Raw genomic sequence first — 12,796 nt, forward strand, 5'->3', positions numbered from 1 at the left:
CGCAGCGAATGGCGACGATCGGACAAAGGATCGAACGCGCCGGCCAGGCCCACACCCTGCAAAGGGCACGCCACCGCGCCTCGCTCGTGCCGGACCTTCTGGTCGATGCGCGCCGGATCGCCAACACGGTCATGGCCGGCTGGCACGGCCGCCGCAAGCGGGGCATCGGCGAGACCTTCTGGCAGTACCGGCCCTACCAGCCCGGCGAGACGCTGGCGCGGATCGACTGGCGCCGTTCGGCCCGCGACGACCACACCTATGTGCGCGACCTCGAATGGGAAGCCGCGCACACGGTCTGGCTGTGGGTCGACCTTTCGCCGTCCATGCTGTTCAAATCGAAGGGGGCCCGCACCTCCAAGGAGGAACGCGCCCTGATCGTCGCCATCGCCATGGCCGACCTTCTGTCGGCGGCGGGCGAGCGGATCGGCTATCCGGGCCTGTTGCGTCCGCGCGCGGCGCGCAACGGCGCCGAACGGCTCGCCACCGCGCTGATGGGCGATCTGGGCCATGAGCACGGCGACTGGCCGCCGCTGTCGATGGTCCGGCGCCATTCCGAGATGCTGATCGTCAGCGACTTTCTGCGTCCGATCGAGGAGTGCGAGGCCTTCCTCAACGATGTCGCCCAGCACGGCCCACGCCCGCACCTGGTCGAAGTCGCCGACCCCGCCGAGGAGGATTTCCCCTATCGCGGCCGGACCGAATTCCTCGATCCGGAGACGGGCGAGCGCGTCACCTCCGGGCGCGCCCAGGACTGGCACGAGGAATATCGGGCGTTGCGCTCGGCCCGCCGCGCCACGCTGCGCCAGCGCACCCACATGCTCGGCGGCAGCTACACGGTCAGCCGCACCGACCAACTCGCTTCGGAGACGCTCGTGCGCCTGCACGGGCTTCTGACCGGCAATCCCGAAGAGGTCGCGACGGTCGACGCGCCGGGAGCCTCGCCATAATGGGCGCGCTCGGCTTCACCTTTCCGCTGGTCCTTTCGGCGCTGGTCCTGCTGCCGGTGATCTGGTGGCTGCTGCGGCTGATCCCGCCGCGCCCGCAGACCGAACTGTTTCCGCCGCTGCGTATCCTGCTGCGTCTGGTCAAGCGCGAGGAGGCGCCGGCCAAGAGCCCCTGGTGGCTGACCGCGCTGCGGCTTGCGCTGACGGCCCTCGTCATTCTGGCGCTTGCCCGGCCCGTGCTGAACCCACAGAGCGAGCTGGCCTCGGGCGACGGCCCGCTCCTGATCATGATCGACAATGACTGGGCGGCCGCGCCCGACTGGGAAGCGCGCATCCGCACCGCCGAGGCGCTGCTGCGCCAGGCCTCCGACCAGAACCGTCCGGTGGCGCTGGCCGCCACGGTCGCCGGCCCCGCCACCTCGGTGCAGCTGGCCGATGCGGCCGCCATCGAGCAGACGCTCGGCGCCCTTCAGCCGATCTCGGGACGGGCAGACCGCGCTCTGGCGCTCGACCGGCTGCTGACCGCCGCAGACACCGCCGAAGACGCGCCCGTGCTGGCGCTGATCGACACGGGCCTTGCCGAAGCGGCCGATGAGGCCATCGCCGGTTCGCTCGCCGGCGCGGAGCTTTCGGGTCTGATCCGCTTTTCCGAGCCCGACCGGCCGCTCGCCGCGATCACCGGCGCCGACAACCGCACCGACGGTTTCGCGCTCGATCTGATCCGCACCGAGAGCGGGCCGGCCGAACCGTCCGTCGCCCTTTATGACAGCCGCGAGCGCCTGCTCGGCCGCGCGCAGGCGACCTTCGAGGACGGCGCCGCGCGGACGACGGTCCTGTTCGATATCCCGTTCGAACTGCGCAACGACATCGCAGCCGCGCGTATCGATGGCCAGACCCATTCCGCCGCCACGCGCCTGCTCGACGAGAACAACCGCCGCCGCCGCGTCGCGCTGCTGACCGGCCTTGCCGGCGAGGAAGCGCAGCCGCTTCTGTCGCCGCTCTACTACATCTCGCGCGCGCTCGACCCGTTCGCCGACCTGATCGAACCGCGCACCGGGGACCTTTCGGTCGACGTGCCCGAGATGATCGACCAGGGCCCGGCGATGATCGTGATGGCCGATATCGGCGTGCTGCCCGCGTCGGCCGAGGCGCGCCTCGACGAGTGGCTGCAGGCGGGCGGAACGCTGGTGCGCTTTGCCGGCCCGCGACTTGCCGCCTCGGCCGCCGACGACCCTTACCTGCCCGTCACCTTGCGCGCCGGCGAACGCGAACTGGGCGGCGCCCTGTCCTGGAGCGAGCCGCAGAGCGTCGCCGCCTTTCCGCCCGACAGCCCGTTCGCCGGCCTCGACGCGCCGCGCGACGTCACCGTCAACCGCCAGCTTCTCGCGCAGCCCGATGCGGACCTTGCCGAACGCACCTGGGCGAGCCTCGAGGACGGCACGCCGCTGGTCACCGGCGCGCGGCGCGGCGACGGCGCGATCGTCCTGTTCCACGTCACCGCCGAAGCGACCTGGTCGAACCTGCCGATCAGCGGCACTTTCGTCGACATGCTGCGCCGGATCACCGATTTCGCCCGCAATACGGCGCCGGGCGCAGACGTGGCGCCGCGCACCGGCGAGGCCGATGCCGCGCTGCCGCCGCTGCGCACCCTGCGCGCGGACGGCACGCTGATCGTTCCGCCGGCCCATGTGCGGCCCTACGATCCGGAAGCGGCCGCCTCCGCCGTCAGCTTCGAGAACCCCGCGGGCCTTTACGGCACCGCCGAGGGGTTCATCGCGCGCAACGTGCTGGCGCGCGAGGAGACGTTCGCGCCGTTCGAACCGGCCGCGCCCGGTCTTTCCATCGCCGAACAGACGCTTGTCGCCGAAGAGCAGACCGACCTTTCGGGCCTTCTGTTCCTGATCGCCTTCCTGCTGCTGATCGCCGACACGCTCGCCGTCCTTTGGATCAACGGCCGCCTGTCGTTCGGCAAGGCGCCAAGGCGTGGCGCGCCGCGGACCGCGGCGACGGCAGCCCTGCTGGCGCTTGTCGCCGGGGGCGCCGCTACGATGACAACGATGCCGGCGGCGTTCGCCCAGGACACCCAACCCGGCGACGAAGCGATCCTCGACGCGCTCGAGACCACCCGCATCGCCTACGTGCTGACCGGCGACGATGGCGTCGACGAGACCAGCCGCGCCGGCCTAGACGGGCTGACCCGCTTCCTTGCCTCGCGCACCGCCTTCGAGCCCGGCACGCCGATGGCGCTCGACATCGAGACCGACGAACTCTCCTTCTATCCGCTGATCTATTTCCCGATCAGCACCGCCGGCGAATTGCCTTCCGAGGCGGCCATCGCGCGGCTCGATTCCTACATGCAGAACGGCGGCACCATCCTGTTCGACACGCGCGACCAGCTGACCGGCTCACTCAGCGCCGGCACCACGCCGGAGACGACGCGGCTGCGCGAGATCCTCGATGGCCTGAACGTGCCGCCACTCGAGCCGGTCCCCACCGACCATGTGCTGACCAAGACGTTCTACATACTGGACGCCTTTCCCGGCCGGTATGCCGGCTCGCCGCTGTGGGTCGAGGCGTCCGATCTGGCCGAGGGCCGCAGCGACCGGCCCGTGCGCACCGGCGACGGCGTTTCGCCGATCATGATCACCGGCAACGACCTCGCCGCCGCCTGGGCGCTCGACGAGGGCGGACGCCCGCTGTTCCCGATCGCCTCGGGCGATCCGCTGCAGCGCATCTATGCCTTCCGGACCGGCGTGAACATCATGATGTACATGCTGACGGGCAACTACAAGGCCGACCAGGTGCACGTGCCGGCCCTGCTCGAACGGCTGGGACAGTAGATGGAAACGAACGCGCTCTCGCTCACCTTCGACCCGTTCCTCGCCTGGTGGCTGATCGCGCTGGCGGGCATCGGCGCGGCCGCGCTCGGTGGCGCGATCATCGTGATGGGCCTGCGCGGCGCCTGGCTTCGCACGCTCGCCGCCGCCTGCCTGGTGCTGGCGCTCGCCAACCCCGTGATCCTCAACGAGGAACGCGCCAGCCTGCCGACCACGGTCGCCATGGTGCTCGACACCAGCCAGAGCCAGCGGCTCGGGGACCGGCTCGACCAGATGGATACGGCCGCCGCCGAACTTGAAGCGACGTTCGAGCGGTTCCCGCAATTCGACCTGCGCATCGTCGAGACCGGCGCTTCGGCGACCGGCGCGAACACCGAAACGCGCATGTTCGAGGCGCTCCGCGCGGCGCTGCGCGACGTGCCGCCCGCCCAGGTCGGCGGCGCGGTGATGATCACCGACGGGCAGATCCACGACCTGCCCGACAGCCTGGCCGAACTGGGCTTCGACGCGCCCGTGCACGGGCTGATCACCGGCTCCGAGGACGAATTCGACCGCAAGATCGAACTGGTCGAGGCGCCGCGCTTCGCCATCGTCGGCAATCCGGTCGAGATGAGCTATCGCGTCACCGACCAGGGCGCGATGCCGGCCGGCACCAACGGCGTGGTCGATGTGGAACTGTTCCTGAACGGCGAACTCCACGCCACCGCCCAGGCCGCGCCCGGCCAGACCTACCCGATCGAGATCGAGCTCGATCGCGGCGGCGCCAACATCGTCGAACTGCGCGTCGCCGAACTGGACGGCGAGCTGACCGGCAACAACAACCGCGCCATCATGCGCATGGAAGGCATCCGCGAAAACCTGCGCGTGCTGCTGGTGTCGGGCGAGCCCCATTCGGGCGAGCGCACCTGGCGCAACCTGCTCAAGTCCGACGCCTCGGTCGATCTGGTCCACTTCACCATTTTGCGCCCGCCCGAAAAGCAGGACGGCACGCCGATCAATGAACTGTCGCTGATCGCCTTTCCGACACGCGAACTGTTCGTCGAGCGGATCGAGGATTTCGACCTGATCATCTTCGACCGCTACCAGAACCGCAACGTGCTGCCGACGCTCTATTACGACTTCATCGCCGAATATGTCCGCCAGGGCGGCGCCCTGCTGGTCGCCTCCGGCCCCGAATATGCCGGCGCCAACTCGGTCGCGCGCACGCCGCTGATCAGCGCCCTTCCGGCCATTCCCACCGGTGACGTCGCACAGGCCGGCTTCTTTCCCCGCCTGACCGACGACGGCGCCCGCCACCCGGTCACCCGCGACCTGGAAGGCGCCGGTTCCGAGCCGCCGCAATGGGGCCGCTGGTTCCGCACCGTCGATGTCTCGAACGTCGAGGGCACGACCGTCATGCGCGCCGCGGGCGAAGCGCCGCTTCTGGTCCTGAACACCTATGGCGAGGGCCGCGTCGGGCTGATGCTGTCCGATCATGGCTGGCTGTGGGCGCGGGGCTTCGAGGGCGGCGGCCCCCATGTCGGCCTCTACCGGCGTCTGGCGCACTGGCTGATGAAGGAGCCCGAACTGGAGGAAGAAGCGCTGACCGCCACCTCCGAGGGCGACGTGCTGACAATCCGCCGCCAGACGATGGCCGAGACGGTCGGCCTGGTGACCGTGACCACGCCCTCCGGCGAGACGCTGACGATCGATCTGATCGAGCAGGCGCCGGGCCTGTTCGAGGCCGAACTGCAGACCGACGAGATCGGCCTGTTCAACCTTGAAAACGGCGATCTGACCGCGCTCGCCCATGTCGGTCAGACCGACGCGCCCGAGTTCCGCGACATGATCTCGACCACCGAAGCGCTCGCCGAGACCGTGCGCGAGGGCGGCGGCACCGTGCGCCGCATCGGCGATGGCGACGCACCTTCGATCCTGCCGGTGCGTTCGACCGCCGATGCGGCCGGCCGCGACTGGCTCGGCTTTCGGACCTCGGCGGAGACCGAACTGCGCGGCGTGTCGCGCCAGGCCCTGTTCGGCGGCTTTCTGGGCCTCGGCCTGATGCTCTTGGCGATCGCCTCGATGTGGTACCGCGAGGGCCGCTGACCGGGTCCCGGCACGCAATCCGGTCCGGCCTGTCCCGCCCTTCATCCTTCATCGTTTCCCCCACCCTTCATCCCTCCCCCGCAAGCGTGGGAGGGAGGCCCTATACCTTCAGCTCAACCCCGGCCTTCCAAGCCAAGCTTCATGGTCACCAGGCAAGGCGAGATGTCGCCGCCTCCCCTCCCACGCTTGCGGGGGAGGGGTAAGGGGTGGGGGTTACGCCAGGTTCAGGGCGAAGCCGGCGCAGGCGTGGTCGTCGACCGGCTTTCATGCATCACCATGCCCGCGAGCGCCCCCGGCACCGCCTTATCGCCCAGCGGATGGACCAGCAGGCGCGTCGGATCGACCGGCCCGGGCATCAGCACCCGGCCCTTAGGCACCGGCACGAAGCCGAGCGGGTTGTAATAGGGCGCATCGCCGACCAGCAGCACGAACCGCGCCGTGCCGGTCGCACCCGTTTCTTCGACGGCCCGGCGCACCAGCGCCCGGCCGAACCCCCTGTTCTTGTGCGCCACCGCGACCGCCAGCGGCCCCAGCAGATAGCCATGGTGACCGCTGGCGCCCGTCACGACCGGGGTCATCCGCACCGAGCCGAGCAGTTCCCCAGCGGCAGAAAGCGCCACGAACGAGAGCGCCGCATCGTGCGGCCCCTGCTCGCGCAGGCGAAAGGCGGCACGCGTGAACCGGCCCGGCCCGAAGGCGTCCTCGTGCAACGCTTCGATCGCGTCGGCGCACTCCGCCCGTTCGGGCGCAATCGTGAAATCGGTCATGGAAAAGGGTCCAAATGCAGACGAAGGGAAGGCAACGAGGAAGGCCCGGCCGTCAGCCGGGGCGTTATCGTCGCGGTCGTCGCATCTGGAACGGGGTCGTCATGATTGCCAGCTAGCACCAAGCGTCGGCCTGGTAAAGCCTGGAGCGTACAGGGAACCGGCCGGTTGACGGTGCGTTCGCCCTTCATGCGGTGACGGGGACGCGCCGAAGCCCTATCTGCATGCCGAACGCAAGGAGAAAGAACGATGGGCCTTTTGATCGACGGCGTCTGGCACGACAAATGGTATGACACCAAGAAGAGCGGCGGCCGGTTCGTCCGCTCGGACTCGGCCTTCCGCAACTGGGTGACGGCCGACGGTTCCGCCGGGCCGACCGGCGAGGGCGGTTTCGAGGCCGAGGCCGGGCGGTATCATCTCTACGTCTCGCTCGCCTGCCCCTGGGCGCACCGCACGCTGATCTTCCGCAAGCTGAAAAAGCTCGAAGACCTGATCGACGTCTCCGTCGTCCACCATTTCATGGGGTCCGAGGGCTGGACCTTCGAGACCGACGAGGCCGCGACCGGGGACCGGCTGTTCGGCGCAAACCGCCTGCACGAGATCTACACGCGCGCCAAGGCCGACTATACCGGCCGCGTCACCGTTCCGGTCCTGTGGGACAAGAAGCGCGGCACGATCGTCTCCAACGAATCGGCCGAAATCATCCGCATGTTCAACTCGGCCTTTGACGGGCTGACCGGCGACCGCCAGGACTTCTATCCCGAGGCCCTGCGCGACGAGATCGAGGCGGTCAACGAGCGCGTCTACCACACCGTCAACAACGGGGTTTACAAGTCCGGCTTCGCCACCACCCAGGAGGCCTACGAGGAGGCCGTCGAGCCGCTGTTCGAGACGCTCGACTGGCTGGAGGACCGGCTCTCGCGCCAGCGCTATCTGGCCGGCGACCGGCTGACCGAGGCCGATTGGCGCCTGTTCACCACGCTGGTGCGGTTCGACCCGGTCTATTTCGGCCACTTCAAGTGCAACATCCGCCGCATCGCCGACTATGACAGCCTGTGGGCCTATACGCGCGAACTCTATCAGGTGCCGGGCGTCGCCGAGACGGTGAACCTGCATCACATCAAGGCGCACTATTACGGCAGCCACGAAACCGTCAATCCGACGCGGATCGTGCCGGTCGGCCCCGACATCGACTTTGCCGCCCCGCACGGCCGCGACCGGCTCCCCGCCGCGGCCTGATCGGCCCCTACCAGTGCGGGGCGGGACGACCGCCGCTCCGCCATTCCTCGATCCGGCGACGGGTGCCCTCGGCGACGCCGTCGGGCAACGCGTCGACGGCGAAGAATTCGGCTGCGGCGATCTCCCGGTCCGGCGCCTTCGGGCCAAGATGGCGTTCCACGCGACACACATAGACCGCCACATGGTCGCGCCGGGAGGCGCCGGCATTGTAATGGAAGCCGTGCAGGTCGATCTCGCCGCCGATTTCCACATTGCCCTCCTCGCGCACCTCGCGCCGGATGCAGTCGACCGCCGTCTCGCCCGGCTCGATCCCGCCGCCCGGCAGGTGCCAGCCCGCGACGTAGGTGTGCCGGACCAGCAGGACGCGCCCCGCCGCGTCGACCACGATCGCCCGTGCGCCGAGCGTCATCGGACGGCTCAGTATAAACCAGGAATGGAGAAGCCGGCTCGTCAGTTTCACGTCGACAATCTCTTTGTGGCGTCAAGTCTTCGCGTCGAATCGCGGCGGCGGTGGCGGCCGATACTGCCGTCTTTACGGTCAAGGAGAAACCCCGCCGAGGCCGGATACCGGCATTGCCTTGTCAACGCAGCGCCGTGCATGGCCGTATGGCACCCTTTCCATCGCGCCCGCAAACCCGCTAACAGGCGATCATGAGCTACGTTCTCGCCCATCTTTCCGACATCCATCTGGGGCCGTTGCCGGCGGTGACGACGCGGCAATTGCTGTCCAAGCGTCTGACCGGCTACATCAACTGGCATCGCAGCCGTGCCGCCTCGATGGCCGGCACCGCCCTCGCCCGGATCACAAGCGCCGTCGCGGCGAGCGGCGCCGATCACGTCGCGGTCACCGGCGATCTGACCAATCTGGCGCTCGAGGCCGAGATCAGGGCCGCCGCGATCTGGCTTGAGGAACTGGGCGACCCGCACGACGTCTCGGTCGTGCCGGGCAATCACGACGCCTATGTGCAGGGCGCGCTCGACAAGGCGTTCGAGGCCTGGTCGCCATGGATGGCCGGCGATGACGGCCATGCGCCAAAGCGCAACGAGGCCTTTCCCTATGTGCGCCGACGCGGTCCCCTTGCCATCATCGGTCTTTCGAGCGCGGTGGCGACGCCGCTGTTCGTCGCCGCAGGCCGCATCGAGGGCGAACAGGCCCGCAATCTGGCGACCGTGCTCGCCGAGACGGGCGAGCAGGGTCTGTTCCGCGTCGTGCTGATCCACCATCCGCCGGTGCGCGGCGCCACGTTGCCGCGCAAGCGCCTTTACGGAATCAAGCTGTTCCAGAATGCGGTCGCCCGGCATGGCGCCGAACTGGTCCTGCACGGCCACACCCATCTGGCCCAGCGGCACTGGATCGGGGGGCCGGCCGGAACGCGGGTGCCGGTGATCGGCGTGCCCGCCGCCGGACAGGGGGTCGGCGGCTCGAAGCCGGCCGGGGCCTACAATCTGTTCGAGATCGAGAGCGACGGCGGGAAGTGGCGCTGCCACATGCGCGAATGGTCGGCGACGACCGAGACGGGCCCCTTGCGCCTCAGCGACGAACGCACGCTCTGGCCGTAGGGCGGCCGGCCCGATCGCTCAGGGGATCAGCACGTCGCGATAGTAGAGGACGGCAACGCCGCAGGCGACGAAAAGACCGAGCACGAACCAGCCGATCGGGCTCATGCCGCGCACGCTGTCACGGTCCCGCCGCGACATCGCCATGCGGTCCGACCCGCCCGCACCGGTATCCGTATGGGCGGCGCCTGCCGATTCAATGTCGGCGTCAGGCTCGTCGTCCCCGACAGCGTCGTCCGAGCGGCCTTCGAGAACGCGCGGGCGCTGGGAGACGCCGGCCCGGTAGCTGACCGTCTCGTCGGCCGCAAAGGCCATCTCCCGCTCGTGCAGGCGTTCGGCGATGTAGGTGGTGACCGCCTCGACCACCGGTGCCGCGTCCACCGCCTCGGCGAGGATGATCCGGCCGAGCCGCGTGTCGCGCACGAAGCGGTATGTGCGCCGGTCACGGCCCATCATGACGTGCGCCGTGGCATCGATCCACAGGCGCGGCTGCAATCCGGACGACAGGGCGAAGTCGAACCGCTCGTCATCGGCCGGCACCTCGTCGAACACCGGCTGCAGGCGCTGGGCGAGCAGGTCGAGCCTTGCCCGGTCCGCCTCCTTCATGTCGACGACGACATCGTTGCGCTCGGCCGCGGCGATCTTGACCTGGCGCACCGCGTCGACGAGGCGGGTGTTCGGGCTGGCTGTGTCTTCGTTCGGGTCCATGCGGTCCTCGCCCGGCATGTCTGTGGTTAACCGGACATTAACAACTTTGGCCGCGCAAGGCGAGTGCCGTGCCCGGGACCCGGCGGCGGAAGCCACGCGGCCGGCGCAAAAGGTGTGGATGGCGGCGTGCCGGCGTTCAGCGCTGCCAGACCAGGAACAGGATCACCGTCAGCAGCAGGACGATGATGGCAAGAGCCAGCCAGAACCGCTTGACGTTGCGCACGATGAACGGACTCAGCAGCGTCTCCTGCGCGCTGCTCCCCTCGGTTTTGGCAAGCTTGCGCGTCGCGGCGAGCGGTGCGGCGGCCATATCGGAATCGAGCCTGAAACTGGCCGCGCTGTTGCCGAAATCGACGATGCGCGACGCGCCGGCGCCGTCCGCGCCCGCCATGGTCGGCACCGTTTCGCCGTCCGCCCCGGACCGCCGGCGATAGGACGGCACATAGGTGCCCTTCGGAACGCTGATCTCGATCGGCTGGTTCTGGCCCTCGCCGGCATAGAACGTCGACAGATGTTCGCGCAGCCGGCCGGCCTGAACCCGCACGACCGCGTCCATCGCCGGATCGAAATCGTCATCCTTGCCGAACACGTCCTGGGCGATCGTGAAGCCCTTGAGGCGCGATGCCTCGCCGTTCTGCTCTGTTTCGACCAGGTAGGTCAGAAGCGCGCGGGCGCGGTCGGCGCGCGCGAAGGTTACGCTGCTGAGCACCGCCTCGAGCGCGGCCCGGACTTCCCCGGCCGTGATTGCGCCGTCGTCCGGTGTCTTGCCCAAGGTTTCGCTCCCGCCGTCCATGCGCCCCCGGTATCCTGCGTTGCACCGCCCCGGCACGGGCTGGGATGCGCCCTGCCGGACCGGCGGGGCCACAGGCCCCGTCAGTCAGCCTAGTCCGAATCCGGCAAGGACCTCAACAAGAGGATCGCCGCGCCCGCGTTTCAGCCCGACTGCCCCGCCCGCAGGCGGTTGACCGCCGAGACGATCGCCTCCAGCGAAGCGGCCACGATGTTCTTGTTGATGCCGACGCCGAAGATGCGCCCGTCGGCGTGGTCCATCTCCATGTAGCAGATCGCCGCCGCATCGGAGCCGTGCTGAAGCGAGTGCTCGGAATAGTCGCGCACCGACATGGAAAGCCCGTAATGGGTGTTGATCGCATCGACGAACCCGTCGATCGGCCCGGTGCCGTGGCCCCGGATCTCGATCTCCTCGTTGCCGTCCATCAGGATCGCGTCGACGATGCGTCTGCCGGCATTGTCGGGATCGGGCGCGGTGGTGTGGCTGACGAACCGGATGCGCGGATGCGGCACGTCGACATAGGTCGCCAGGAACGCCTCGTGGATGCGCTTGGAGGACAGTTCCTTGCCCTCGCGGTCGGTGATGTCCTGGATGATCTCGCGGAACTCCACCTGCAGGCCGCGCGGCAGGTTCAACCCGTAATCGGCCTGCAGGATATAGGCGATGCCGCCCTTGCCCGACTGCGAGTTGATCCGGATGATCGCCTCGTATGACCGGCCGACGTCTTCGGGATCGATCGGCAGATAGGGCACTTCCCAGACGTCCGACCTGGCCTCGCGGTGGGCCTTCATGCCCTTGTTGATCGCGTCCTGGTGCGAGCCGGAGAACGCCGTGTAGACCAGTTCGCCGACGTAAGGATGGCGTTCGGGAATGGCGAGCTGGTTGCAGTGCTCGTAGACGTCGCGGATCGCGTTGATGTCCGAGACATCCAGGCCGGGGTCGACGCCTTGCGTGAACATGTTCAGCGCCAGCGTGACGATGTCGACATTGCCGGTGCGCTCTCCATTGCCGAACAGCGTGCCCTCGACCCGGTCGGCGCCGGCCATCAGGCCCAGTTCGGTCGCCGCGATCCCGGTGCCGCGGTCATTGTGCGGATGCAGCGAGACGATCACGCTGTCGCGCTTGTCGAGGTTCCGGCACATCCATTCGATCTGGTCGGCATGGATGTTGGGCGTCGACATCTCGACCGTTGCCGGCAGATTCAGGATCAGCTTGTTGTCCGGCGTCGGCTGGACGATCTCGGTGACCGCGTTGCAGATTTCCAGCGCCACCTCCAGTTCGGTGCCGGTGAAGCTTTCCGGCGAATACTGGAAGCGATACCCGCCGCCCGCCCTGGCCGCCATGTCGGTGATCATCTTGGCCGCGTCGGTGGCGATCTGCTTGATGCCGGCGACGTCCTTGCCGAACACGACACGCCGCTGCAACTCGCTGGTGGAGTTGTAGAAATGGACGATCGGATGACGCGATCCCTCCAGCGACTCGAACGTCCGCGCGATCAGTTCGGGCCGGCACTGCACCAGCACCTGAAGGGAGACGTCGTCGGGGACATTGCCCTCCTCGACGCACCAGCGTGCGAAGTCGAAGTCGGTCTGGGAGGCCGAGGGAAAGCCGATTTCGATCTCCCTGAAGCCCATCTTGAGCAGCAGCGCGAACATGCGCGTCTTGCGCTCGTGGCCCATCGGCTCGATCAGCGCCTGGTTGCCGTCGCGCAGGTCGACCGAGCACCAGATCGGCGGCTCGGTGATGGTCTTCGATGGCCAGGTCCGGTCGGGCAGGTCGACCGGCGGATAGGGCCGGTACTTGCGGTTCGCCGCCGGCATGCCGGGGCCACGGTGCTGTGCGGCCGTATCGGTCTTGAAGTGGGTGGTCATG

General features: G+C 68.6%; 10 protein-coding genes. 5 read left to right on the top strand and 5 right to left on the bottom strand.

Features of this window, described 5'->3' with window-relative positions; all coding sequences use genetic code 11:
- Positions 1–8 precede the first annotated feature (8 nt).
- The 3 genes from E0E05_RS13895 to E0E05_RS13905 are packed head-to-tail and all read left to right on the top strand — an operon-like array spanning position 9 to position 5,866.
- On the top strand, positions 9–947 hold the full coding sequence (locus E0E05_RS13895) for a DUF58 domain-containing protein (protein WP_131617261.1): 939 nt from the start codon (positions 9–11) through the stop codon (positions 945–947).
- Positions 947–3,784, top strand: a complete 2,838-nt coding sequence (locus E0E05_RS13900; protein WP_131617262.1) for a DUF4159 domain-containing protein — start codon at positions 947–949, stop codon at positions 3,782–3,784. The genes E0E05_RS13895 and E0E05_RS13900 overlap by 1 nt, the downstream gene beginning before the upstream one ends.
- On the top strand, positions 3,785–5,866 hold the full coding sequence (locus E0E05_RS13905) for a hypothetical protein (RefSeq protein ID WP_131617263.1): 2,082 nt from the start codon (positions 3,785–3,787) through the stop codon (positions 5,864–5,866). It abuts the gene before it with no gap.
- A 224-nt stretch (positions 5,867–6,090) separates the two neighbouring features.
- Here the strand turns inward: E0E05_RS13905 and E0E05_RS13910 are convergent, their stop codons facing one another.
- Entirely contained in the window at positions 6,091–6,633 is a 543-nt protein-coding gene (locus tag E0E05_RS13910; RefSeq protein ID WP_131617264.1) for a GNAT family N-acetyltransferase, read from the bottom strand.
- Between the two features lie 246 nt (positions 6,634–6,879).
- Between E0E05_RS13910 and E0E05_RS13915 the strand changes: the two genes are divergently transcribed.
- Positions 6,880–7,869 (top strand): glutathione S-transferase family protein, encoded by a 990-nt coding sequence (locus tag E0E05_RS13915; protein WP_131617265.1) that lies wholly within the window; start codon positions 6,880–6,882, stop codon positions 7,867–7,869.
- A gap of 7 nt (positions 7,870–7,876) precedes the next feature.
- Here the strand turns inward: E0E05_RS13915 and E0E05_RS13920 are convergent, their stop codons facing one another.
- Positions 7,877–8,278, bottom strand: coding sequence for an NUDIX domain-containing protein (locus E0E05_RS13920; protein WP_131617266.1), 402 nt, complete (start codon positions 8,276–8,278; stop codon positions 7,877–7,879).
- 242 nt (positions 8,279–8,520) lie between these two features.
- On the opposite strand from E0E05_RS13920, the gene E0E05_RS13925 reads away from it, so the two are divergent.
- Positions 8,521–9,429: a metallophosphoesterase family protein gene (locus E0E05_RS13925; protein WP_131617267.1), complete on the top strand. Its 909-nt coding sequence runs from the start codon at positions 8,521–8,523 to the stop codon at positions 9,427–9,429.
- Positions 9,430–9,447: 18 nt separating this feature from the next.
- Here the strand turns inward: E0E05_RS13925 and E0E05_RS17505 are convergent, their stop codons facing one another.
- From E0E05_RS17505 to leuA, 3 genes are all read right to left on the bottom strand, one after another.
- Positions 9,448–10,134: a hypothetical protein gene (locus E0E05_RS17505; RefSeq protein ID WP_192900413.1), complete on the bottom strand. Its 687-nt coding sequence runs from the start codon at positions 10,132–10,134 to the stop codon at positions 9,448–9,450.
- 136 nt (positions 10,135–10,270) lie between these two features.
- Complete coding sequence (locus E0E05_RS13935) at positions 10,271–10,906, bottom strand: hypothetical protein (RefSeq protein ID WP_131617268.1); 636 nt, start codon at positions 10,904–10,906, stop codon at positions 10,271–10,273.
- A gap of 161 nt (positions 10,907–11,067) precedes the next feature.
- The gene (gene leuA, locus E0E05_RS13940) at positions 11,068–12,795 is read right to left on the bottom strand and encodes a 2-isopropylmalate synthase (RefSeq protein WP_244597735.1); all 1,728 of its coding nucleotides are present in this window, start codon (positions 12,793–12,795) and stop codon (positions 11,068–11,070) included.
- Position 12,796 lies beyond the last annotated feature (1 nt).

Source organism: Roseitalea porphyridii, from assembly GCF_004331955.1.
GTDB lineage: Bacteria > Pseudomonadota > Alphaproteobacteria > Rhizobiales > Rhizobiaceae > Roseitalea > Roseitalea porphyridii.